The following is a 23,791-nucleotide window of genomic DNA, read 5'->3' on the forward strand; positions in this document are numbered from 1 at the left end:
ATGGACCACATGCTGGATCGATCGCCTACCCTCCCAAGGTCGCTTGGCGCTGCGCTGCGAAGGGAAGTGCCGCGGTTTGCGGCACCCGGCAATGAAATTTCATGCACTACGGTCGCATCCTACAATGTACATAAATGCGTCGGCACCGACGGCAGGTTCGATCCGGAGCGGGTCGCGGCCGTGGTCAAGGAACTCGACGCCGATATCATTGCTTTGCAGGAGGCCGACGAAAGAACCGGAAGCAGGCAGGGATTGCTGGATCTCGCAGCACTCGAGCGCGACAGCGACCTCGTCCCCACACACATCCCGGAAAACCGCCGCAGCCATGGCTGGCATGGAAATCTGATCCTGGCACGCCGCGGCGTGGTCGAAAGCGTGAACCAGATCCGGCTGCCCGGCCTGGAGCCGCGCGGCGCGGTCATCGCGGACCTGGAGCTGAAGGGCGTCTCGCTTAGGATCATAGCCGCACATTTCGGCCTGCTGCGGCGGTCGCGCTCGCAGCAGGCCAACGCGCTTGTCGAAGCCACGCACCCAGTTCTGCGGCCAACAATCCTGCTTGGCGACCTCAACGAATGGCGCGTCCGCAACAGGTCTTCGCTGCTGGCCCTGCTGCCGCATTTCGGTCCGATCGATGCGGTTCTGCCGAGCTTTCCGTCGCGCTTTCCGCTGTTTGCGCTCGACCGCATCCTGGCCAGGCCGCCGCACCTGATTTCCAGCATCGAGGTGCACAAGACGCCGCTGGCGCAGCGCGCCTCCGACCATCTGCCGATCAAGGCCCGGCTGAACCTGGACGCGATACGGCAGCCGCGACTGCAACCAGAATGAACCTGAAGGGTTGTTAGTCAGATTTCAGACGGTTTGCTTCGCTGATGTTTGTCGGTGCACTTTATGGATACAGCCATTTCGCGGTTTGCCCGGGACAAGATCGCTGCCGGCAATAGCGGGCTGGTGCTGATCGCCGACAATTATGACGCGTTTGCCGCACGAATCCTTGCCGCGCGCAGTGCCACCAGCAGCCTCGACCTGATGTACTATCTCTGGCACGACGACCATAGCGGCCGGCTGCTGATGCAGGAGGTCGTCAAGGCGGCGGAGCACGGTGTCCGCGTCCGCATGCTGCTGGACGATATAAATCCGCGCAACAGCGACGCCGCTTACCTGGCGCTCAACAGCTACAAGAACATCGAGCTGAGGCTGTTCAACCCCAGCGGCATGAGGAACGGCAGCATCTTTCGCTCGCTGGAGATGGTTGCCCGGCTGTTTGCGATGACCCGCCGCATGCACAACAAGGCCTGGATCGCCGACGGGAGCCTGGCCATCGTCGGAGGAAGAAACATCGGCGATGCCTATTTCGACGCCGCGGAGACAAATTTCCGTGATCTCGACCTGTTGCTTCTCGGTCCTGCCGTAGGGCAGACGATGCAGATCTTCGAGGCGTTCTGGAATTGCGAGGCGGCAAAGCCGATCCAGCTGCTCAACCCGGCTGCGGTGGGCTCGCGCGCCGATTTCCTCGACAATCTCGATGCGACCGCGGACGGCCAGCTTTTGAACAGCCTCAGTGCCTGGCGCACGATCACGGAGTTCATTGCAGCGCACAGCGACGTCTGCTGGACGAAAGGCGTTCGCGTCATTTCCGATCCGCCGGAAAAGGTGCGCGGCAAGCGGCGCAGGAACTGGCTGACCAAAGAGCTGCTTCCCGCTATCGCGGCGACCAGGCAGCGCCTCCAAATTGTCTCGCCCTATTTCATCCCCGGCCGCACCGGGTTGGCCATCCTGTCGAAGCTGGTGGACCGTGGCGCCGAGGTTGCAATCCTGACCAACTCGCTCGCCGCGACGGACGTCGCCGCAGTGCACGGCGCTTATGCCAAATACCGCCGCAAGCTGCTTAAAAAAGGTATCCAGCTTTTCGAATTGCAACCCTTCAACCGCCAGGCCAACATCTCCGTTTTCGGCTCAAAGGGAGCCAGCCTCCACACCAAAGCCTTTACGGTCGACGACACGCTGGGGTTTGTCGGTTCCTTCAATTTCGATCCGCGTTCGGTGTCGTTGAATGCGGAAATGGGCGTGCTTTTCCACGATGCCAATCTGGTGATGGAGTTGCGCCGGCTGTTCGAGCACGAAAAGTCGCCGCAGACGAGCTATCAACTGGTCCTGGACAAAGGGGCCCTGCGGTGGCTCGGCATGGCGGATGGCGAGATGCGTCAATATTCGCGTGAACCGGAGGCCAGTCTCTATCGGCGCATCGTTGCAGCGCTGGTTGGCTGCCTGCCGATCGAATCGCAATTGTAGAAGCGACGGATTTGTCGGAACGGAACTCTTTGTCGGAACGGAACTCGGGGATCACGAGTTGTAACCCGTGTCCGGAGCATGCCGATGAAGACCACGATATACAGTTTTCTTGCCGAGCTCTTGCCGTTCTGGATGGCGCATAAACGCAAAATGCGCGCCGACCGCGCCGCTGAGCGGCCGACACGACCGGCTGCTGCCGATGACGATGGTCGGCCGACAAGCGATCCGAATCGAGCAACACCGGCGCGTCGGCGCAACACGTCTTAGGGCGGGATGCTTTCAAATTAGATCCCGCTCCAACTGTCTGGTTAGACGCAATTCCGCGACGCCAAGTGATTCCATTTGGCTGCAGAAGCTCCAGTTCCTAAGCGATCACGCTATCGTCAAGTATCGCTACCCGAAATCCGGCGTTGCCAAGCATCCATTTTGCAGCACGTACGTTAATGTGCACTACAGGGTTGCCGCTATAGGTGAGCGCCATGAGTGACAGTGCGATAGAATTCTTGCAGGACTGGATCCACGAAAACGTTCATGTGCCGCCGCCTCCGATCAAGCTTGAAAGGGAGGCGGAAATCCTCGCCAGGGAATGCAAGGAAGAGGCGGCCGATGCCGGCGTACCCATCGAAGACATCGAGGAAGAGGTTGGCGACCTCAAGGATCTGCTCGTCGCCAAGCTCGAAGACGCAGCCGAGGACGAGGCCCGGCAACTCAATGGCCACGGCCAAAAGATTTCTACGCTGGCGGCCGGGCAAAAGCGGGCCGTATGAGGCCGGTCCGAGCGCAGGCAAGGCATCACGAGGTGCGCCGCTTCGGCCTATTGTCCGATCAGCGTCAGCCCGAACAGGATCATCAGCCAAAACCCGGCAGCAGCGACCGCAAGACGCGGCAGGACGCCGTCGCTGGCCAGATGCATGAACAGGATGGCGATGACGGCGGTCTTGGCCGCGGCGATCACCAGATTGAGTGCCGAATTGAAGCCGCCGAGCGCGAGGAAGGACGAGCCGACGGTCAGGGCCAGCAAGGCTAAAAGCCCGATATGAGCAAGCGTGAGTTTGCGGAACTCGCTCATCTGTTGATCAGATAGAGGAGGGGGAACAGGAAGACCCAGACGACATCGACGAAATGCCAATAGAGGCCAATTGCCTGCACGCGCCGGAACCGGCTGGCCTCGATCGTGCGTGGCCACAGCGCGAGGATGCCGCCGATGACGATTACGCCGCAAATCAGATGCAAGGCGTGCAGTGACGTCATCGCGAAATAGAGGCCGAAGAAGAATTCGGCATGAACAGGATCCGGGCCCTTATAGATGAAAGGTGCGCCGAGCACCGGCGCCAGCCCTTCGCTGAATTCCCTGGCGTACTCCGTCGCCTTGATCGCCAGGAAGACGACGCCGAGCAGCGCCGTCGCAGCCAATGCCCAGCCAGCGGCGCGCCATCGCCGCGCGGCCGTGTACATATGGGCGAGCGCCATAGCGAAACTGCTGGTGATCAGGACGACGGTGTTGGCCGTGCCCAACGGCAGCGACAGATGCTTCGCCGCGCCGGCGAAGGCGTCGCCATAACTCAACCGGGCAAACATGAAGACGAGCAGGATGGCGCCGAACAGCATCACCTCGGAGCCGATGAACACCCACATGGCAAAGCTGTCGGCTGCCATTTCGCGAGCCGGCCGGTCGAAGGCGATGCTTGTCGTTGGTGACTTCAAACCAGATCCTCCACCGGGTCCGACCGTTTCTCGGTCAGACCTTTCATCGGATAGTCGTAGGCTGGCCTGGTGACGGTCGGCATGCGATCGAAATTATGCGCCGGCGGCGGCGAACTTGTTTGCCATTCCAACCCGGTGGCTCGCCACGGATTGTCCGGGGCTCGCGCGCCTCGAAACAGCGACCACGCCAAATAGAGGAGCGGCATCAGATAGCCGATCGCCAGCACCACGGCGCCAGCCGACGACAGGATGTGCCAGAAAGCGAATTCCGGCGGATAGGTATGGTAGCGCCGCGGCATGCCCAGAAAGCCGAGCACATATTGCGGAAAAAAGGTCAGGTTGAAGCCGATGAAGGTCACAGCCGCGGCTATACGGCCCCAAACCTCCGAATACATTCGGCCGGTGAGTTTCGGCCACCAGAAATGCAGCCCTGCCATGTAGGCGGTCACCATGCCGCCTACCATGATGTAGTGGAAATGGGCGACGACGAAATAGGTGTCGTGAACGTGGACGTCGATGGCGAGCGCGGCAAGGAAAAGGCCGGCCAGCCCGCCGAAGGTGAACAATGCCAGGAAGAACAGCGCATAAAGCATCGGCGTCTCGAAGCTGATTTCGCCCTTGCGCAGCGTCAGGCTCCAGTTGAAGACCTTTATCGCCGATGGGATCGCGACGCAGAAGGACAGGAACGAAAACACCACGCCGGCATAGGCCGACTGCCCGCTGACGAACATGTGGTGGCCCCAGACGAGAAAGCCGAAGACGGCGATCGCCATCGAAGCCAGGGCGACGGCCTTGTAGCCGAACAGCGGCCGGCGGCTAAAGCAAGGCAGCACTTCCGAGACCACTCCCATACCTGGCAGGATCATGATGTAGACGGCGGGGTGCGAGTAGAACCAGAACAGATGCTGGAACAGCAGCGGATCGCCGCCGAGGTCGGGATTGAAGATGCCGATGCCGAAGACGCGCTCCAGCACGATGAGGATCAGCGATGCTGCAAGCACCGGCGTCGCCAGCACCATCACCAGGCTGGTGGCGTACAGCGTCCAGACGAAGATCGGCAGCCGGAACCAGGTGAGGCCAGGCGCTCGCAAGGTGTGGACGGTGACGATGAAATTGATGCCGGTCATGATCGTCGAAAAGCCGACGATGAAAACGCCGAATGCCGCGGTCGAGACAAACCCGTTGGCATAGAGCGTCGACAGCGGCGTGTAGAAGGTCCAGCCGGTGTCGACGCCGCCCAAAACCACCGAGGCGAGCGCGAACAGGCTGCCGAACATGAAGACGTACCAGCTTGCCAGGTTGAGCCGTGGAAAGGCGAGGTCGCGCGCGCCGATCATCAGCGGCAGCAGGAAATTGCCGAGCGTTGCCGGGATCGACGGCACCAGGAAGAACCACACCATGATGATGCCGTGCAGCGAAAACAGCCGGTTGTAGACATCGTCGGAGACCAGGTCGCCGGCCGGCGTCGCAAGCTCGATGCGCATCAGCACGGCAAAGGTTCCGCCGAGGAAGAAGAAGGCCGTCAGCGAGACGAAATAGAGCCACGCCACCCGTTTGTGGTCGGTTGTCAGCAGCCAGGAGCGCGGCCCGGCACCTTCTGCGAGATAGCTTGCCGACGCCAAATCGCTGCTCATTGCGGCGCCTCGTTTTTTGCCGCCGGGAACGAGGGAGATTGGAGCGATAGGGATTTGAGATAGGCCATCAGCATCTGCAGTTCGGCTTCGTCAACGAGACCGTCGAAGCTCGGCATCACCGGCTGGTAGCCGGCGGCGATTTCCTTGTTCGGGACAAGGATCGAATCGCGCAGATAGCGTTCGTCGGCGATGACCGTCTGCCGGTTGGCCAACGCCACCGGCTGGCCGAAAACCCCATCGAGGCCGGGCGCCCGCACCTTGCTGGAATTGCCGTGACAGCCGGAGCAGCCGAGCGCGCGGAACAGTTTCCCGCCGCTCGTGGCAAGGCTTTCGCCTTCACCTTGACTGCCGAGCCATGATGCATATTGCTCCGGCGCCAGCACCGTCACCCAGCCGCCCATCTCGGAATGCTGCGTGCCGCAATATTCGGCGCAGAACAGGTGATAACGCCCCGGCTGCGTGGCGATGAACCAGACATTGGCCGTGCGTCCGGGAACGGCATCCTGCTTGACCCGAAAGGCTGGCACGTAGAAGGAGTGGATGACGTCCTGTGATGCCAGCGACATCACCACCGCCTTGCCGACCGGCACGTGCAGCTCGTTGATCTCGCGCTGGCCGCCGGGATGGCGGAATTCCCACATCCATTGCTTGCCGAGGCCGGCGATCTCGACGGCGTCCGGTGGCGGACGGTCGCGCCGGACAAAAAGGACTGCGCCCCAGCCGAAGAAGATGAAGGCCATCACCAGGCTGGCAATGGTCCACGTCATCTCCAGCGGCAGGCTGCGGGCACGCGCCCCGGTACGGTCGGCTGCGGAGCCGATACGATATTTGACGGCGTAGCCGACAACGAGAACGGTCAGGAACAGGCCGAGCGCGACTGCGAAAGCCAGCAATGTGTAGAACAAGGCATCGACGCTGCCCGCGATGGACGAGGCTTCCTGCGGGAAAAACCGGATGCCGAAGCTCACGCCCGCCTCCCGCGCGCCAGCAGTATGGCCATCGCCAACCCCACCACCATCACGATGCTGGCGAGCTTCAACGCAGCCCAGATCGCCGGCGTATATTGCCCCTTGGACGCATCGAAGCCGGCGCAGAGCAGGAAGACATGATCGGCGATCGAGCCGAGCCTGCCGGAAGATGCCTCGACAAGGGCAAGCTCAAGATCGCGCGGCGTGAAGCTCAGCGCCGGCAGCACCTGCGCTATCCGGCCTTTTGGCGTCAGCGCGATGACCGCGATCGGATGGGCGAATTGGTCGATCCTGGCGCGGGTGTCGAAACTGATGCCGGCTTCCGCGGCAAGGGCGCCGCCGGCGCCGTCGGCACTGGTCAGGAACCGCCACGCCGACAGGTTCCTCGCGTCGGCCGCCGCGGCGACCGTGGCTTGCGCATCGCCCGCATCTTCGGGCGTGTCGGCGGCATCGATCGAGACGAACAAAGCGCGATAGGTGTCGGGGTCGAGCGAGGTCTTTTTCAAATCCGAGGCGACCGCCTGTTGGGTCACACCACAAAGGTTCGGGCATTTGTCGTAGCCGAAAATCAGCAGCGCCGGCCGGCCAGCAAGCATTTGGCCGATCGTGCGCTGCTCGCCGGACGCATCGCGAAACACCCGGTCGAGGCTGAGCTGCGCGCCGATCTCGGGATCGAAGGCCGGGCGTGCGAAGGCCATGGCCGGCAGTGCCGCGAGAAGGGAAAAAGCGGTTAGCCAGGCCTTCATGGCCGGCGTCCCTGGCCTGGCGCGGTCCGGCAGCGAGCGGCCTGTGGCGCGCGTGGTATCTCGGCCTCGACCAATCGGCAGTCGGCGCCGGCGGCCGGCGCCGGCTGCCCCCAGTTCGGCAAACCATGGCTGACGATCGCCCACATGGCGTCCTCGATCGGAATGCGGGCAATGCCGGCGGTGCGGTCGACCCAGCCGACCTTGTTCAGCTCCTGCTCCTCCGCCTTGCGGAAGGCAGCGAGGTCGTCTTCTGGAAAGCGCTGCAAGGCTGGACTGGCCCGGTTGCCGACCGATGATGGCCCCGGCAGCGGCCTGAACGGCCTGGTGTCGAAGACGAGCCCGAGGACGATGACTGTTGCGGCCAGGAGCAGCAGCAGGCCGGCCGCGAAGGCAAGCAGCGCGCCCGGCCAGACGTCGCGCGTTTCGGGATGGCGGGCTGCCCTAGCCATGGACCGGCCTCCGGCACCAGAGGGCGATCCGGTCCGGCCGGCCAAGCACGAAAAGCAGCAGCGCAAACCAGAGGCCGCCAGCTCCTGCCAGCGCGGCAAGATCGTACCAGAATGCGATCACATTGCCGTCCGCCAACGGCGGTCTGATCCGCCAAAGGACATCGACGTAGTGGCCAGCCAGCACGATGCCGCAGATCGACAGCAGGCCGGCATGGCTGCGCTTCAGATCCCGGCTGAGCAGCCCGGCAAAGGGGATCGCGAATTGCAGCGCAATCAGCAGCCAGAGCAGATACTGCCAGCCATTGCTGCTGCGGATGAGGTACCAACGGATCTCGTTCGGCAGGTCGCCGCCCCAGGTCACCAGCCATTGCATGAACGACAGGTAGGTCCACAGCAGCACGAAGCCGAACAGCATGTTGGCCAAATCCTCGCTGAGCGCGACATCCTCCTCGCCGCCCGCCATGACCTCGATCGAGCGGTTAACACACAGTACCGTCATTGCCAGAGCGTAAGCGCCGACGACTTCGGCCGACGCTTCCAGCAACGCATAGATGGTCGAGGAGAACTCCGGCTCGAGCGAGAGCATCCAGTCGATGGCAAAAATCGTCACAGCCAGCCCATGCGCAATCAAGCCAGCGGCATAGGCCTTGCCGCGGCCGGCGCTGCCGTGGCCGCCATCGGTCGTTGTCCAGTCAAGCACGCGCCACGCCAGCACCAACCAGATCGCGGCGCAGGCGGCAAAGCGCAGCAAAAAGAACGGAACGTTCAGATAAGAGAATTTCTGGCGCACCGTCTCGGGCAATGCAGCCGCGTCGGCACTCGCCCAGGGAAAGACCAGGTCGAGCCTGAGCAGAACCGGCAGCAGCAGAAGCAGCGCCAGCGGCAGCGTCGCGACGAGAGCGCGCAGCGGCTGGCGGATTGCCTCGCCCCAGCGGCCGCCGGTCAGCCCATGCACCATCAGGATGGTCAGCGCGCCGAGCGGCAGGCCGAGCAGGAAGAGCGCCGCAGGCAGCCAGCCGGCCAACATGGCTCTGAAGTCGAAGGCCAATCCCGTGGCGCAAAGCACAAGTCCGACGGCGGCCACGGCAAGCGCCGGCAAAATCAAACGTTCGGTGGCAAGCCGCATCATCGCCCGCATCATCGATCCGGCTCCGCATTGAGCTCGGCGCGGAGGCTTTCCGGCAGCTCGGCAATTGGTGCATCGCGCGAATATTGCAGGGCGCGGATATAGGCGACGATCGCCCAGCGGTCGGCAGGCGGGACACGCGCCGCGTAGGAATACATGGCGCCATAGCCGTTGCTGATGACGTCGTAGAAATGCCTGTCGCTCGCCTTGCGCAACGCGTCCTGGTGATAGGTCGGCGGCGCCGGAAAGCCCCGCTCGACGATCATGCCGTGGCCGTCGCCGGCGCGGCCGTGGCAAGGCGAACAGAAGATGTCGAAGCGTTGCTGGCCTCGCCGCAGCAGCGTCATCGTGACCGGATAGGGAAAAGTGTCGGGTACCGGCGAAAGATCGGCATCGCGTGCGACTGTGTCCTCGACCGGCGCCCGCGCCGACATGCCGTCGGCGAATTGGTTGCTGCTTTCGAGCGGATCGTAGCGCGGCTGGTCCTCCATGTCCTGCCGGCAGCCGGCGACCAGCAAGGCTGCCGACAGCTGGATCGTGCGCATGTTCACGCCTCCACCTCCTCGACGGTTTCGGCGCCGAGCCGTGTCAGCTGGCCCTTGGTCACGCCCTTGCGGAACTTCGGATCGGCGGCCTCGACGAGCAGATAGAACTTGCCGCCGCGCGCATAGGTGAAGCTCGTGGCGTTGAAGACCGGGTGGTAATATTCGGGCAGGCGATTGGCGGCCAGCATGCCGAAGAATGCGGCCAGCGCAGCGCCAAGTATCGCGGCCTCGAAGGCGATGACGAGAAAGGCCGGCCAGGAATGCAGCGGCCGGCCGCCGACATTGAGCGGAAAATCGATCTCGACCGAATAGAGGATCAGGCCATAGACAAACACCGCGCCGGCGATGGCGCCGCCAAGGATGGCCCATGGCAAGCGCGTCTTGCGCATGCCGAGCATGTCGGCCAGCCCATGCACATGGAACGGCGAGAACGCGTCCATGCGCCGGTAGCCGCGCGCCCGCATGGTGCGGACCGCCTCGGTCAGCGCTTCGGGATCGGCGAAAGCCGCAATGACGCCGTAAAGGCTCATCTTGCGCCGCCCCTCTCCCCGGCCAGCTCCTCGACCTCGAAAATGGTGATGGCCGGCAGGACGCGGATGAACAGGAAGACCAATGCGAAGAAGGTGCCGATCGAGCCGAACAGGATGCCGAAGTCGAGCCATCTCAGTGATTGTTCGCCCCAGGACGACGGCAGGTAATCGTGGCTTGGCCCGGTGACGACGATGACATAGCGCTCGATCCACATGCCGACGTTGATGATCAGGGCAATGGCGAACAGCACCGCCATGTTGAGGCGCACCCGCCGGAACCAGAGCAATTGCAAAACAGCGCCGTTGCAGGCGAGCATGGTCCAGAACAGCGGCGCATAAGGTCCGAAGGCGCGCTGCCACATCATCGTGCGCTCATAGGTTTCGCCCGAATACCAGGCGAAGAAAGCCTCGGAGGCATAGCCGTAGATGACGATCATGCCGGCGGCGATCATCAGCTTGGCGGCATTGTCCATGTGCCGCAGCGTGATCAGATCCTGGACCGAAAACGCCCAGCGCAGCGGGATGGCGATGGTAAGCACCATGGCGAAGCCGGACAGCAGCGCGCCGGCAACGAAATAGGGAGGAAAGATAGTCGAATGGAAGCCCGGCGTGATGGCGAAGGTGAAGTCGAGCGAGACGATCGAATGCACCGAGACGACCAGCGGCGTGGCCAGTGCCGCCATCAGGAAATAGACCGTCTGGTAGCGCGCCCAATGAAAGGCCGAACCGCGCCAGCCGAGCGCCAGTATCCCGTAGAACAGCTGCGCCGGGCGCGATTTCGCCCGGTCGCGCAGGACGGCGAGATCGGGCAGCAGGCCCATATACCAGAACATCAGCGAAACGCTGGCATAGGTGGCGATCGCCGCGAAATCCCAGACCAGTGGGCTGCGCCATTGCGGCCAGTGCATATGCGTGTTGGGCAGCGGCAGCAGCCAGTAGAAGAACCACGGGCGGCCGAGATGCAGGATCGGGAAAAGCCCGGCCATCGCAACGGCAAACAGCGTCATCGCCTCGGCAAAGCGGTTGATCGAGGCGCGCCAGGGCTGGCGCAGAAGCAGGAGCACCGCCGAGATCAGCGTGCCGGCATGGCCGATGCCGATCCACCAGACGAAATTGCCAATCATCGTGCCCCAGACAACCGGAATGTTGACGCCATAGGCGCCAACGCCGACCGAGATCAGATAGGTAATCGAATAGAGAAAGATGAGGACGAAGACGAAGCAGGCGAAAAACGCGGTCCAGAAATAGCGCGGCAGCCTGCCGTCGAGGACGATCGCACTGATACGGCCGCTGATCTCCGGAAGGTCGTGCCGGCCGCGCAGAACGGGCAGTGCGCCCGGTTTTCCAGCAATAGCCTCAGCCATCGGCTTTCCCGCCTGGCGAGAGACGGCCGTTGATATTCCTGATCTTGCCGAGATAGGTGGTGCGGGGTCGCGTGTTGAGGTCCTCGAGCAAGGCGTAGTGTTGCGGCGCTGCTTTTTCCTGCACGACAGCGGCGCCCTTGCTGTTGAGGTCCCCGAAAACGATCGCCTGTGTCGGGCAGGCCTGCTGACAGGCGGTCACCACTTCGCCGTCGGCGATGTGGCGGTTTTCGATCTGCGCCTTGATGCGTTTTTCGGAAATGCGCTGGACGCAGTAGGTGCATTTTTCCATCACACCGCGCGAACGGACGCTGACGTCTGGATTGTGCGCGGCCTGTTTCGGTCCGGCCGCATCCTTGTCGAATTCCTGGAAGTCCAGGAAGTTGAAGCGCCGCACCTTGTAGGGGCAGTTCTGCGAGCAGTAGCGCGTGCCGATGCAGCGGTTGTAGACCTGCGCGTTCAGCCCGTCATGGGTGTGGGTGGTGGCGTTGACCGGACAGACGACCTCGCACGGCGCCTTCTCGCAATGCATGCAAGGCACCGGCTGGAAAAAGACGTCGGGATCGTCGAGCGGGCCGGAGTAGTAGCGGTCGATCCGCAGCCAATGCATCTCATGGCCGAGTGCCGACTCGTCCGGCCCGACGGTGGCGATGTTGTTTTCCGCCTGGCAGGCAGAAACGCAAGCCATGCAGCCGATGCATGCCGACTGGTCGATCGACATGCCCCAGGCTTCCTGGCTGTATTGCCAGTCGGGATAGAGCGATCCGGTTGGCGCGGGCGGGGCGCCGTCGCGCACGAAATGTGGATTTTTGCGGAAGGCCTCGAGCGAGGCATGGCGAACGATCGCCCTGCCCTCCATCGCCTGATGGTGTTGCGTGGTGATGACCCGCGCACTGCCGTCCCGCGGCGCGACCGTGGCGCCATAGACGATCCAGGGAGCCTCGAGGCTTCGCAGCCTGTACGCGTCGTGGCCGTCGGCGAGTGCTGCCACCGAACCAAGCTTCCGGCCGAAGCCCAGAGCAAGTGTCACGGTCTCGTCGGGATGGCCAGGCATGACCCAGACCGGCGCATCGATGTCCGTGCCGTTCGAGGCGATATTGACGACCCGGGCGTTTTCCACCTGAAGCCGCCCCGCCGTCGCTGGCGACATCAGCGCTGCATTGCCCCAGACGATCTTGCTCAGTGGCCGCGGCAATTCCTGCAGCCAGGACGAGTTGGCGTTGCGTCCGTCGCGCAGCCAGGGATCGGCGACGAAACGGATTTCGACGCCTTTGGCCGCTTCGACGCGCGGGTTCAGGCCGCGCAAATCCGCCGGCATCGCAACATCGACTGGAGTGCTGGCACTGCCGGATACAAAGCCGTCGCGAAGCGCCTTTCGCCACGCGGGATCGTCCAGTGCTTGCGCCCAAGTCGTTTGTGCCCATGTCCGGCGGACGAGCGGCAGCGCAGAAACAGCTAATTCACCGCCAAGCACGGCCAGGATTTCATGCACCGCCCGCCCCTGGTAAAGCGGCCTGATCAGCGGCTGCACGATCGACGCGGTTCCGTCATGGGCGCGCAGGTCACTCCAACTCTCGAGATCATGCGCAGCAGGGACATGCCAGTGTGCGACGAAGGCGGTTTCGTCGCGGTAGAGACCCCAGTGGACAAGAAGCTTCAGCTGCGAAAACACGTCGCGGACATCGAACCCCGCAGGTGCGGTGTGGAGAGGATTGGCGCCGAGTATGACAACGGTGTCGATATCTCGCGCGGCGATCGCCTGGCAAAGTGCAGCGAGGTCGCCCTCGATGGGCATCGCGTCGGGCGGCTCGATCAGTTCCACGGTGTTGCCAAGCGCACCAAGCCGCGCATTCATGGCAAGGGCTGCGGCATGGACGAACGGTGTTTGATGGGCACCCGGCACGATCAGCGCCGAGCGGCCGGCCGCCTTCAGGTCGTCCGCAGTGGCAGCCAACCAGGCCGGGTCCAGTGCCAAGGCGCTTGGCGCCGCTTCGCCGCCAAGCACCGCGCTCAGCGCCGCGGCGACGGCTTCGACCTCGCTCGGCCGCACCGGCCTGCGGTGATCGGCGGCAGCGCCGGTGATCGTCGGCGTCGATTCCACCGCATAGACCCGGCTCATCGTATCGTCCGCCCGGCGCACGCGACGCCGCGCGGCAAAGTCACGGGCGTAAGCGAGACGGCCGGGGCCCTCGCCCAGGAAATCCGCGTCGAGACTGACAATCGCGTCGGCGCGATCGAACCGGTAGACCGGTGCAAGCGCCCTGCCGAAAAGGGTCTGCGTGGCTTCGGCGCCGGACGGCGTTGCCAGGGGATCGTGCTGGAACAGCCTCAGCCTGGGGTAGCGCGCGCGCAGCGCCTCGATCTGCGCCTTCATGGTGGGCGAGGTCGTCGCCTCGATCAGCAGCGCCGCGCCGGCACCGCCTGAGCCGGCCAGCCGCGAGGTGAGCTCGGCCATGTCGGCAAGGAAGTCGCCATAGGCCGCCGGTTCGCCGTGTTTCAGCGGCATGCGCGAGCGATCGGGGTCGAAAAGCGACAGCACCGCCGCCTGCATGATGGCGTCCGTCGCACCGCGCGAGGCCGGATGGTCGGGATTGCCTTCCACCTTGGTCGGCCGGCCCTCATGGCTTTCGACCACCGCACCGATACCGTAGCCATCGCTCGAAAGCGTGGTCGCGTAATAAAGCGGCTTGCCGGGAACGATGTTTTCCGGCTGGCGGATATAAGGCAGGATGTCTTCGTCCCGGCTGCACGCGGCAAGCCCGGTCGTCAGCGATGCACCCATCAGCTTCAGCAGCGTGCGCCGGTCGAGCCGCGGGATGCGCTCGGCGATCGAGGGAAATTCGGCATCGACGAAGCGGCGGAATTCCGGCGTATCGGCGAGCTCGTCGAGGCTTCGCCACAGCTCCGGGCCGGGCGAAAGCCGTTCGCGCAGGCCGGCCATATCTGGAGCCGCGATCGGTTTGTCAGCGGTGGCAGACATAACAGTCGGTCATGGTCTCGGGGTGGATATCGAGAAGGCTGATGAGTGACCGGCGGATTTCGGCGATGCCGGCCGGTGGCTTCCAGTGCATCAGAAACACGTCCTGCGGCGGACGCAAATTAGGCTCGGGATCGCGATGGCATGCCAGGCACCATTCCATCGATAGTGCGTGCGCCCGCCGCATCAGCGGCATGTCGTCGACCTCGCCATGGCACGTCTCGCAGGCGACGCCTTTAGCGATATGGATCGAATGATTGAAATAAACGAAGTCGGGAACACTGTTCAACCGCTGCCACTGCAATGGCTGCCCGGAAGCAAGGCTTGCTCGTATCGGCGCCAGCATGTCCGCGTTGGTGAACAGCTGCGAATGGCAGGTCATGCACACCTCGGTCGCCGGCAGACCCGCCGATGACGCAGTCTCGACGCCGCTATGGCAATAACGGCAATCGAGGCCGGGCTCGCCGACATGGTGCCTGTGGCTGAACGGCACTGGTTGCGCCAACGGCCGGCCAACGCCGGTGACGAAGTCCGAACGCAAGACGGCGGTACCGCCGAGAGCCGCAAAGATCGCCATGAAACACGCGCCCCACAGAGCGAAGCGTGAAATGCCGTTGGCACTCTTTGAAAAGACCTGCGGCATCCCCTCGCCGATTTCGCATCCAGCAAACCGTATTCACCCCCCAAGGTGCCTAACTGCGGCTGCGTGGGTAAGTTCCGGCTGGAGCAGCGGAGATCACAGAATGGTTACCCCGCCCTGGCCCATCAGGTCGGGCTGACCGGAAACCATCGAACCCTCCATACGTTCGGATGAGGTCACGTTCTGTTTCACCCGGATAGGCATCATGACCATCCCCTACCCCCATCCCATTCGCCGCCGGTCCGGCGTTGCCCTCTGGTGGACGATGTTCGTCGGCGCGCTGCTGACGATCCTCGGCCTGCTGATCGGAGGGGGCGGTGCCTGGCTGATCGCGCTGGGCGGATCCTGGCACTATCTGCCCGCCGGGATCGCCCTGCTGGCCGCCGGCAGCCTGCTGCTTGTCGGCAATGCCGCCGGTGTATGGCTTTATGTCCTGACCTGGCTGGCGACCCTTGCACCCGGCGGCCACCATTTCATGGAGACCAGGATCGGCGACGACATCATTGCATACGCACTGCCAAAAAGCTGACGCCCGACGATGCCGGCTTCGCGGGACGCTTCCATCCTGATCGTCGGCGCCGGCCCGACCGGGCTGACGGCGGCAGTCGAACTGGCAAGGCGCGGCATTGCACCTCGCATCATCGACCGCAAGGAGGGCCCGACGCCGCTCGCCAAGGCGGTCGGCATCAGTTCGCACAGCCTCGACATCCTTGAACCGTCCAAAGTCGCTGCCCGATTGCTCGCCGAAGGATTGAAAATTCGCCGAGCCCGTTTCTACTTCGAAGGACGAGCGCTCGGCGAGATCGATTTCTCGATCCTGCCCCACCGCCATAATTTCCTGCTGTCGCTGCCGCAGCGCGACACCGAATCGCTGATGACCGATACGCTCAAGGGATTTGGCATCGACGTCGAATGGCGAAGCACATTTGTCAGCATGGCCGAGCACAAAGGCCGGGCCGAGGTGCGGATCGAGGCGCCAGACGGCCGTGACGAGGCAAGTTTCGACCTTGTCTTCGGAGCCGACGGTGCGCAAAGCACGGTGCGTGATGCCATGGGCATCGGCTTCGATGGCTACACGCATCGGCGGCAATGGAGCATTGCCGACGCCGACATCGACGATTGGCCCTATGAGCCGATGGCCGCCCACGCATTTCTTCACAGGAACGGCGACGTCGGTTTCATCATCCCGATCGGCGAGAAGCGCTATCGCGCGGTTTCAAACAGCGAGGATGCGTTGGCGCGCATCCCCGGCAATTACCGGATCACGCGGTTGTTGCGGGCCGACCGCTTCCATATTCCGATACGACAGGCGCCGCGCTATCAAACCGCATGCGTCTTCCTGGGAGGCGATGCCGCGCATGTGCATTCGCCGTTGGGCGCGCGCGGCATGAATCTCGGCATCGAGGACGCCGCGTCATTCGCCAGGCGTTTCGTCGACGGAACGCTTGCCGGCTACACAAGCGAACGCCACCCGGTGGGGCAACGGTGGATCACGCTCAGCGAGCGCATCCTCTCGCTGGCCCAATCGGACAACGGCATCATGCAAGGCGTCAGGAACGCGGCCTTCAGCGTCGTCGGCCATCTGCCGCTGCTGCAACGGCCGCTGCTGGAGCGTGTCGCCGGGCTCAAGGAATGACGTGGTCGCATAAACCTTTTCGCCGGACATGCGTTGTTGGGTTTCAAGCCAGGGAGATGACCATGCAGATGAAATCGGAAATCGCCGGCGAGGCCGCCAAGCAGCGGCATATCCAGCGCCGTATCGACGAGAAGGACAAGTCCAAATCCAATGGCAAGCAAAAAGGCGCCATGCAGGCCGGCGCCCGCAAATATCCCGAGCCGCCCTTCCCCGAGCAGCACCAGCCGAAGCCGGGCCATGAATGGGCGATCAAGCCGGCGCCGCTTTACGATGCGCCATTTTATATCGGATCGAAAAAGCTCGACGGCAAAGTGGCCGTCATTACCGGCGGCGATTCAGGCATTGGCCGTGCCGTGGCCGTGCTCTATGCGCGTGAAGGCGCCGATGTGGCGATCATCTATCTCTCAGAGGATAGGGACGCCAAAGATACCAAAAGGGCCGTCGAAGCGGAAGGCCGGCGCTGCATCCTGATCAAGGCCGATGTCAGCGAACGCGACCACTGCCACAACGCGGTGGCTGAGATCGTGCAGGAGTTTGGGCGGATCGACGTGCTGGTCAACAACGCCGCTTTCCAGATCCACTCCAGCGATTTCAGCGAGCTGACCGAGGAGCATTTCGACACGACGCTGAAGACCAACCTCTACGGCTATTTCCACATGGCGCAGGAGGCCGTGCCGCACATGAAACCCGGTTCGGCGATCATCAATACCGGTTCAGTGACCGGCATCGAGGGCTCGAAGCAACTGGTCGATTACTCCATGACCAAGGGCGGCATTCATGCCTTCACCCGAGCGCTCTCGGGCAACCTTGTCGAGAAGGGCATAAGGGTCAACGCCGTGGCGCCAGGCCCGGTTTGGACGCCGCTCAACCCCTCGGACAAGGAAGCCGGCGATGTTTCGAAATTTGGCGCTGACACGCCGATGAAACGGCCGGCCCAGCCGGAGGAGATCGCGCCGGCCTACGTGTTCCTCGCCTCGCCGCACTGCTCGAGCTACATCACCGGCGAGATATTGCCGATCGTGGGCGGCTATTGACGGCATGTATTTCATTGCCCTGGCCACTGACTATGACGGCACGCTGGCGCATGAAGGGCTCGTTGCCGAGAAGACGCTTGCGGCGCTTGAACGCTTCAAGAAGAGCGGGCGCAAACTCATTCTCGTCACCGGGCGCGAGCTGCCCGACCTGAAACGCGTCTTTCCCGAAGTCGCGATCTTCGACAAGGTGGTCGCGGAAAACGGGGCGCTGATCTACACGCCGGCCAGCGAGGAGGAGCGGACGATATCTCCGCCGCCCGCCCCCGAGTTCATCGCCAAACTCAGGAAACGCGGTGTCAAACCGCTTTCGGTCGGACGCTCGATCGTCGCAACCTGGGAACCGCATCAGGCTACCGCGCTCGAGGTCATCAAGAAATTGGGGCTGGAGCTGGAAATCATCTTCAACAAGGGCGCGGTGATGATCCTGCCCAGCGGCATCAACAAGGCGACCGGGCTGACAGCCGCGCTTCAGGACCTCAGATTGTCGCCGCACAACGTCGTCGGTGTCGGCGACGCCGAAAACGACCACGCCTTCCTGCGCGCCTGCGGCTTCAGCGTCGCCGTCGACAACGCACTGCCGGCAGTCAAGGATACGGCGGATCTCGTGACACGCGGCGCGCGCGGAAAAGGCGTCGAGGAACTGATCGCCAAGGTGGTCGAGCGCGATCGCGAGCTTGTGCCGAACCGCGACGGCATTCTGCTTGGCTCGGAGGATGGCAAGGAGGTGTATCTGTCGCCAACCGATACGGTGCTGATCGCCGGCAGCTCCGGCATCGGCAAATCGACCCTGGCGACCGCACTGACGGAGCGCTTCGTCGAGAGAAAGTTCCAGTTCTGCATCTTCGATCCGGAAGGCGACTATGACGGCCTCGAAGGCGCCGTCCGGCTGGGCGACGGCTCGAACGCGCCGACGAAGACGCAGTTGCTCGATCTCCTGGAGAAGCCGGACAACAATCTGGTCGTCAATGGCCTGGCGCTGCGCGTCAACGAACGGCCGGACTTCTTTGCCGACCTGCTGCCGGGCCTTGGCGGTGTTCGCTTCCGCACGGCACGACCACACTGGCTGATCATCGACGAAGCGCATCACCTCTTGCCGAAGCGGCGCGACGACACGCCAATGGTGCTGGCCATGGAATTGCCGGGCACGATCCTGATCACGGTTCATCCGGACGCGATCTCAACCGAGGCATTGCGGCTGGTCACCGCCGTCATCGCACTCGGCCCCAAGGCGAAAAAGGTCATCAAGACGTTCTGTCACGAGACCGGCACCGAACCGCCAAAGCACAAGAACCTGAACTCTCCAAAAGACGAGCGCGTGCTGTTCTGGCGGCCGCAGGCGCGCAAGAAACCTGCCATGGTCGAGCCGATCGAACCGCGACAGTCGCTCAAGCGCCACAGCCGCAAATATGCCGAGGGCCAGCTGGACGAGAAGGGCAGCTTCTATTTCCGCGGCCCCGACAATGCGATGAACCTCCGCGCCCATAATCTGATGATTTTCGCCCAGATCGCCGAGGGCATCGACGACAGGACCTGGGAACATCATTTGCGCGCCGGCGACTATTCCGAATGGTTTCGCCACCAGATCAGGGACAAGGAACTGGCGCGCGAAACCGCCGAAGCGGAGAAAGACGGCACACTTTCGGCGCAGGAGAGCCGCAACCACGTCCTGGACGCGGTGCGCCGCCGCTATACCGCGCCCGCGACCGCGCCGAAGGAATAGATGCAAACGGCGCCCAGCCGGTCCCAAGCCGGCTGGGTTCACTTCGTGATCGATCTCCGTCCCGCCTCGGCAGACGGCCGAGTCCCAGTCGGCTCCAACCGTCGATGGTCCATCGTGGAACCTCATCCGCCAAACGAGATTGTGTTCTATCGGGCGCCAGATCTATTCAATGCTGAATAATTGCCCGAAAGGAGACGATGGATGAGCAACGACCGGGACAAGGATGGTCCTGTCTTTTCAGCGGAACAGGCGCGGCAGGGCGAGATCATCCTGCGGACGCGGGCGCGCCGGATCACTTTCATCGCCGGCCTGGTGGGTCTCGTCTTGCTGGCATTGCTGGTGTGGTGGATTTGAATTCCTGACGGCTGGAGCGAAATCATGAAATCACAGTTTGTTGCCGAAAGCGCCGGACAGAGAACGTTCGTCGTTGTGCTTGATCCCGGCGAAGAGGCGTTTGCGCAGCTGACGTCCTTTGCCGTTGACAACGGCATTGGCAGTGCGTCGCTGACCGCGCTAGGTGCTTTCGAAAGGGCAACTGTCGGCTGGTTCGACCCTGGAGAAAGGACCTACCGGAAAATCCCCGTCCGGGAACAGTGTGAAGTGCTGAGCGCGATCGGCGATGTTGCCATCGGCGACGACGGCAAGCCCAGCCTGCACGTCCACGCAGTCCTTGGATTGAGTGACGGCACCACGAGGGGCGGTCATCTGCTGGACGGCATCGTGCGGCCGACGCTCGAGGTCACATTGGTGGAGACGCCTGGCCATCTGCGCCGCAGGCACCGTCCCGAACTCGGCGTCGCCCTGATCGACTTGGAGGCTTGATCTGAGCCGATCACTTCGTTGATTTGACTGCGGCCGTTTCGGGTACGACCTCCCAACCGAAGACGCTGCGGCCGCCGAGCAGATGCGATTGCTCGAACTCCCCGGCGACGATTTCCTTCAGGCTTGGGCCGGTGACATAGCGCTCGACCTGCCTCGACTGGTCGTCCAGCCGCCGCAACGCGCCGATCTCTTCGTCACGGCCGAGCCTGGCCTTCTGGACAGCCGACTTCAGCACGCCGATCGTCTCGTCATAGACCTTCAGCGGCACGGGGAACGGGTGCCTGTCCTTACCGCCATGCGCCAGCGAGAAACGGCCTGGATCGGAAAAACGGCACGGCGCGCCATGCACGACTTCGGCGACCAGCGCCAGCGCCCGCACCGTGCGCGCGCCGACATTGGGCACGAGGAGAAGCCCGGCGAAATCTGTCGGGCCGCGCTCGGCCGCCGCTGCGATGTTGCCGTGCAGGCGGCGCATGACGACATCGCTTTCGCGCACATCGTGGTGCGCCGGCATCACCAGATGCGGCAGCAGCTTTTGTGCCGGCTCCGGCGCTGGCGCCGAACCCCGCTCCAAAGCGGCAAGCTCCCTCACGATGCGATCCGGTCCAAGGTCGTGCAGAAGGTCCAGTTGTCCCTGGCGCGACGCTTCAGCGCGCCGGTCGGTCAGGTTGACGATCTCGCCCTGGTTGGCGCCCTCGATGGCAGCATGCGGCTGGTCGACAAAGCTCTTCAGGCCTTCGGACAGCCAGTGATAGCGGCGCGCCACCTTGCTGTCGCCGTTCATGCCCTGCTGCACCACCACCCACTTGCCGTCGTCGGTGACGATAAAGCCGTGCAGATAGAGATCGAAACCGTCCTGGACCGCGGCGCTGTCCACCTTGGCGACAAGCCGGCTGGCAGTCGCGAGGCCTTGCCCGTCGAGGCCGACACGCTCGCCGATCAGGGCAAGCTCGTGCGGGGTCTTGCGCGAATGCGCGCCGCGGCCGCCGCAAACGTGGATGCCGAGTTCGCCGGAAAGCGGCGACAGACCGCGCTTCAAGGCACCGACGACGCTGGTGGTGATGCCGGAAGAGTGCCAGTCCATCCCCATTACGGCGCCAAAGGACTGGAACCAGAACGGATGCGCCAGCCGGCGCAGCAACTCATCGCGGCCGTAATGGTGGATGATCGCCTCGCACATGACCGCGCCAAGCCGCGTCATGCGGTCGCTGAGCCATTTCGGCACGCGTCCGCCGTGAAGTGGGAGATCAGCACTTCCCGATCGCTGTGCCACGCTCTTTTGCTTGCTCCTTGAGTCCTGCCTCGAAAGATAGGTATCGAAAGGGGTGTGGAGAAGCTATGGCCTGATTCAGGCCGCGATCGTTGCAAGCCGCCAGCTAGCGGGCAGGTTCGCTGAGGAGATCAAACTTCTGGATTTCGCAATGCTCGCCCACCGATGCCAGCAGATCCATTGGCGGTGCGCCCGTGTCGGGCCGCCTCCAACTGATCTCGAACGAGAACACAGGGTCCTTGAGATCTGGGCGCCTCTCTATTGCGACGAGGCGTGCCTGGTAGCCAAGCGGCCCGATGAGCGCATCGAGCTCCTGTCGAGCCGCGGCCTTCCACGTCAGTGCCAACTGGGCATGGTGTTCGCGCGACATTCGAAGGTCCACCCATTTCAGGACCAGCAAGGTGGCCAGCGTCAGCGCCGTGCCGGCCGCGCCCAAGCCGTATTGGCCACCACCGAAAGCCAATCCGATCGCCGTCATCACCCACAACGTGGCCGCCGTGGTGACGCCGCTGACAAGATTGCCGCGGCGAAGAATGGCGCCACCGCCGATAAAGCCGACGCCGGTCAACACGCCCAGCGGAAAGCGCAAGACGTCCATCGATGCAAACGAATCCGGGTGCTTGCCAACGGTCTCGAGCAGAATACTGGCCTGGATCATTGTGATGGCGGCGGCCAATCCGACCAGCACGGTGGTGCGTAGCCCCGCCGCGTGCCCGCGCGCCTCGCGGTTGAGGCCTATCAACAGGCCGGCGAGCGCGGTCAGAAGCAGTCGTGCCGCGATGTCCTGCCAGACCGGAACAACGAGGAGCATCGCGGTCACCCGTCAGGCCAAGCGCTGCTGGCCAGGAATAGCGCCAGGGTCAAAGTGAACAAGGGCAAGAGCGTCTTCATCGCAAATTCTTTTCGTCGATAAGCAACAAACGATGCGCTTGGATTTTGGTTGCGCCGCCGACGATCCACCCCGGCAATGGGCAGCGGCGGAACAAAACCTTCGGCCTGCGGGTTGGTGGGTTCACGCCAACGAAGGATTTGCAGTCATGGTCCGCTTGCTGCTTGCCGGAGCCGTCGCTTATCTGGCCTATCGCATCACCAAGGAGATCGGTGGGTCCGACGAGGTCGATCCGCGGTCGCCTTCACCCGACCAAACCGGCCGCAAGGTGCCGAGGCGGGAAAGCGGGGCGCAGGGGAATGGCCGACGGCGGTAGCGAATGCCTCAGCGGCGGCGCGGACCAGCCATGACCGCATTTCCGTTGCCGCTCGACCTTCGTCCGATGGAAGCCAAAGCCGCCGACGCAATTCCTGGCGGCGACGGGCTTTGGCAGTACGAACCGAAATGGGACGGGTTTCGCTGCCTCGTGTTCAAGGGCGACGATGCCGTCGATCTGCGTGCAAAATCGGGCAAGCCGCTTGGCCGCTACTTTCCCGAACTGGTCGCGGTGCTGCGCGATGTGAGGTCGCGGCGGTTTGTTGCCGACGGCGAAATCGTCATCGAGGTCGACGGATCGTCCTCGTTCGAGGTCCTGCAAATGCGCCTTCATCCCGCCGAAAGCAGGATCCGCAAGTTGAGCCTCGAGACGCCTGCCATGCTGGTCCTGTTCGACATGCTGGCCGAACCCGGCGGCGGGATCATCATCGAAGAGCCTCTCACCACCAGGAGGCAGGCGATTGAGGCCTTTGTCGCGTCGGCGGCACGGCCCGAACTGCGCCTGTCCAAATGCACGCACGACGCCGCTGCCGCCGAGCGCTGGCTGCAAGGCGCCGGCCATGGCTCGACCGACGGTGTCGTTGCAAAACTGATCGCCGGGCCATACCGGCCCGGTGAGCGCGCCATGGTCAAGGTCAAGCGGCTGCGAACTGCGGATTGTGTGGTCGGCGGCTTTCGCTATCTCGCCGGCAGCAACGAAGTCGGATCTCTGCTGCTTGGCCTCTACAACAACGAAGGCAGGCTGGACCATGTCGGATTCACCTCGACCATCGGCAAGGACGACAGGGCGGCGCTGACCAGGCGGCTGGAAAAACTGCGGGCCAAACCGGGTTTCACCGGCAAGGCGCCGGGCGGGCCAAGCCGCTGGAGCACGGAGCGCAGCGGACAATGGGAGCCGATAAAGCCTGAACTGGTGGTCGAGGTTCGTTTCGACCATGTGACAGGCGACCGGTTCCGGCACGGAACCAAGCTGTTGCGCTGGCGGCCGGACAAAGAGCCCCGGCAATGCACGTTCGATCAGATCGAGTAAGCCCGCAGCGATGCACCGCTTCAACGCTCTAGCTGCCCGCTCTACCGTTCATGACAGACCAATGCAGAATTCACCGGTTCACCGCGGCCAACCGAGCCTTGGCAAC

At 63.4% G+C, this 23,791-nt stretch carries 25 protein-coding genes; 11 read left to right on the forward strand and 14 right to left on the reverse strand.

The genetic code is table 11. The features are described 5' to 3' along the window. The first annotated feature begins 9 nt into the window (after window positions 1-9). From NKI18_RS09510 to NKI18_RS09520, 3 genes are all read left to right on the forward strand, one after another. Window positions 10-825, forward strand: a complete 816-nt coding sequence (locus NKI18_RS09510; RefSeq protein WP_023677076.1) for an endonuclease/exonuclease/phosphatase family protein — start codon at window positions 10-12, stop codon at window positions 823-825. Window positions 826-888: 63 nt separating this feature from the next. Further along, window positions 889-2,289 carry a phospholipase D family protein gene (locus NKI18_RS09515; RefSeq protein WP_352617796.1) on the forward strand — a complete coding sequence of 467 codons (1,401 nt, stop codon included), beginning with the start codon at window positions 889-891 and terminating at the stop codon, window positions 2,287-2,289. Window positions 2,290-2,768: 479 nt separating this feature from the next. Next, a complete protein-coding gene (locus NKI18_RS09520; protein WP_352449563.1) occupies window positions 2,769-3,056 on the forward strand; it encodes a hypothetical protein in 288 nt (95 codons plus the stop codon). Window positions 3,057-3,103: 47 nt separating this feature from the next. Here the strand turns inward: NKI18_RS09520 and NKI18_RS09525 are convergent, their stop codons facing one another. The 12 genes from NKI18_RS09525 to NKI18_RS09580 are packed head-to-tail and all read right to left on the reverse strand — an operon-like array spanning window position 3,104 to window position 14,972. Then, complete coding sequence (locus tag NKI18_RS09525) at window positions 3,104-3,358, reverse strand: cytochrome C oxidase subunit IV family protein (protein ID WP_352617799.1); 255 nt, start codon at window positions 3,356-3,358, stop codon at window positions 3,104-3,106. Then, window positions 3,355-3,993, reverse strand: a complete 639-nt coding sequence (locus tag NKI18_RS09530) for a cytochrome c oxidase subunit 3 (RefSeq protein WP_352617802.1) — start codon at window positions 3,991-3,993, stop codon at window positions 3,355-3,357. The genes NKI18_RS09525 and NKI18_RS09530 overlap by 4 nt, the downstream gene beginning before the upstream one ends. Next, a complete protein-coding gene (gene ctaD, locus NKI18_RS09535; protein ID WP_352617805.1) occupies window positions 3,990-5,627 on the reverse strand; it encodes a cytochrome c oxidase subunit I in 1,638 nt (545 codons plus the stop codon). The genes NKI18_RS09530 and ctaD overlap by 4 nt, the downstream gene beginning before the upstream one ends. Beyond that, window positions 5,624-6,595, reverse strand: a complete 972-nt coding sequence (coxB, locus tag NKI18_RS09540) for a cytochrome c oxidase subunit II (protein ID WP_352617807.1) — start codon at window positions 6,593-6,595, stop codon at window positions 5,624-5,626. The genes ctaD and coxB overlap by 4 nt, the downstream gene beginning before the upstream one ends. Beyond that, on the reverse strand, window positions 6,592-7,341 hold the full coding sequence (locus NKI18_RS09545; protein WP_352617809.1) for an SCO family protein: 750 nt from the start codon (window positions 7,339-7,341) through the stop codon (window positions 6,592-6,594). The genes coxB and NKI18_RS09545 overlap by 4 nt, the downstream gene beginning before the upstream one ends. Then, window positions 7,338-7,790: a hypothetical protein gene (locus NKI18_RS09550; RefSeq protein ID WP_353019494.1), complete on the reverse strand. Its 453-nt coding sequence runs from the start codon at window positions 7,788-7,790 to the stop codon at window positions 7,338-7,340. Before NKI18_RS09550 ends, NKI18_RS09545 begins: the two co-directional genes overlap by 4 nt. Further along, window positions 7,783-8,931, reverse strand: coding sequence for a hypothetical protein (locus tag NKI18_RS09555; protein ID WP_352617814.1), 1,149 nt, complete (start codon window positions 8,929-8,931; stop codon window positions 7,783-7,785). Before NKI18_RS09555 ends, NKI18_RS09550 begins: the two co-directional genes overlap by 8 nt. After that, a complete protein-coding gene (locus NKI18_RS09560) occupies window positions 8,928-9,461 on the reverse strand; it encodes a c-type cytochrome (RefSeq protein ID WP_352617948.1) in 534 nt (177 codons plus the stop codon). The genes NKI18_RS09555 and NKI18_RS09560 overlap by 4 nt, the downstream gene beginning before the upstream one ends. 2 nt (window positions 9,462-9,463) lie before the next feature. Further along, window positions 9,464-9,991, reverse strand: a complete 528-nt coding sequence (locus NKI18_RS09565) for a DUF3341 domain-containing protein (RefSeq protein ID WP_352449571.1) — start codon at window positions 9,989-9,991, stop codon at window positions 9,464-9,466. Continuing rightward, complete coding sequence (gene nrfD, locus NKI18_RS09570) at window positions 9,988-11,355, reverse strand: NrfD/PsrC family molybdoenzyme membrane anchor subunit (protein ID WP_352617817.1); 1,368 nt, start codon at window positions 11,353-11,355, stop codon at window positions 9,988-9,990. The genes NKI18_RS09565 and nrfD overlap by 4 nt, the downstream gene beginning before the upstream one ends. After that, window positions 11,348-14,332 (reverse strand): TAT-variant-translocated molybdopterin oxidoreductase, encoded by a 2,985-nt coding sequence (locus tag NKI18_RS09575; protein ID WP_352617819.1) that lies wholly within the window; start codon window positions 14,330-14,332, stop codon window positions 11,348-11,350. The genes nrfD and NKI18_RS09575 overlap by 8 nt, the downstream gene beginning before the upstream one ends. Next, complete coding sequence (locus tag NKI18_RS09580; protein WP_502900680.1) at window positions 14,316-14,972, reverse strand: cytochrome c3 family protein; 657 nt, start codon at window positions 14,970-14,972, stop codon at window positions 14,316-14,318. The genes NKI18_RS09575 and NKI18_RS09580 overlap by 17 nt, the downstream gene beginning before the upstream one ends. Window positions 14,973-15,174: 202 nt before the next feature. Here NKI18_RS09580 and NKI18_RS09585 point away from each other — a divergent pair, with 202 nt between their 5' ends. The 6 genes from NKI18_RS09585 to NKI18_RS09610 all read left to right on the forward strand — a co-directional run bounded on the left by NKI18_RS09585 (window position 15,175) and on the right by NKI18_RS09610 (window position 20,181). Beyond that, the gene (locus NKI18_RS09585; protein WP_352617823.1) at window positions 15,175-15,498 is read left to right on the forward strand and encodes a hypothetical protein; all 324 of its coding nucleotides are present in this window, start codon (window positions 15,175-15,177) and stop codon (window positions 15,496-15,498) included. Window positions 15,499-15,507: 9 nt separating this feature from the next. Next, a complete protein-coding gene (locus NKI18_RS09590; RefSeq protein ID WP_352617824.1) occupies window positions 15,508-16,605 on the forward strand; it encodes an FAD-dependent oxidoreductase in 1,098 nt (365 codons plus the stop codon). Between the two features lie 62 nt (window positions 16,606-16,667). Then, a complete protein-coding gene (locus tag NKI18_RS09595) occupies window positions 16,668-17,639 on the forward strand; it encodes an SDR family oxidoreductase (RefSeq protein WP_352617825.1) in 972 nt (323 codons plus the stop codon). 4 nt (window positions 17,640-17,643) lie between these two features. Beyond that, window positions 17,644-19,359 carry an HAD family hydrolase gene (locus tag NKI18_RS09600; protein ID WP_352617827.1) on the forward strand — a complete coding sequence of 572 codons (1,716 nt, stop codon included), beginning with the start codon at window positions 17,644-17,646 and terminating at the stop codon, window positions 19,357-19,359. A gap of 201 nt (window positions 19,360-19,560) precedes the next feature. Then, window positions 19,561-19,713: a peptide ABC transporter permease gene (locus NKI18_RS09605; protein ID WP_352617829.1), complete on the forward strand. Its 153-nt coding sequence runs from the start codon at window positions 19,561-19,563 to the stop codon at window positions 19,711-19,713. Between the two features lie 24 nt (window positions 19,714-19,737). Next, on the forward strand, window positions 19,738-20,181 hold the full coding sequence (locus tag NKI18_RS09610) for a PPC domain-containing DNA-binding protein (RefSeq protein WP_352617831.1): 444 nt from the start codon (window positions 19,738-19,740) through the stop codon (window positions 20,179-20,181). Window positions 20,182-20,191: 10 nt separating this feature from the next. Here the strand turns inward: NKI18_RS09610 and NKI18_RS09615 are convergent, their stop codons facing one another. Next, on the reverse strand, window positions 20,192-21,454 hold the full coding sequence (locus NKI18_RS09615; RefSeq protein ID WP_352617833.1) for a DUF763 domain-containing protein: 1,263 nt from the start codon (window positions 21,452-21,454) through the stop codon (window positions 20,192-20,194). 103 nt (window positions 21,455-21,557) lie between these two features. After that, a complete protein-coding gene (locus NKI18_RS09620; RefSeq protein WP_031194456.1) occupies window positions 21,558-22,262 on the reverse strand; it encodes an MgtC/SapB family protein in 705 nt (234 codons plus the stop codon). A 226-nt stretch (window positions 22,263-22,488) separates the two neighbouring features. Here NKI18_RS09620 and NKI18_RS09625 point away from each other — a divergent pair, with 226 nt between their 5' ends. Both NKI18_RS09625 and NKI18_RS09630 read left to right on the forward strand, forming a co-directional pair. Further along, window positions 22,489-22,656 (forward strand): hypothetical protein, encoded by a 168-nt coding sequence (locus NKI18_RS09625; protein WP_023677102.1) that lies wholly within the window; start codon window positions 22,489-22,491, stop codon window positions 22,654-22,656. Window positions 22,657-22,686: 30 nt separating this feature from the next. Then, window positions 22,687-23,685, forward strand: a complete 999-nt coding sequence (locus NKI18_RS09630) for an ATP-dependent DNA ligase (protein WP_352617836.1) — start codon at window positions 22,687-22,689, stop codon at window positions 23,683-23,685. Window positions 23,686-23,791: the final 106 nt, after the last annotated feature.

This window comes from Mesorhizobium sp. M0800 (genome assembly GCF_040320095.1).
Classification (GTDB): domain Bacteria; phylum Pseudomonadota; class Alphaproteobacteria; order Rhizobiales; family Rhizobiaceae; genus Mesorhizobium.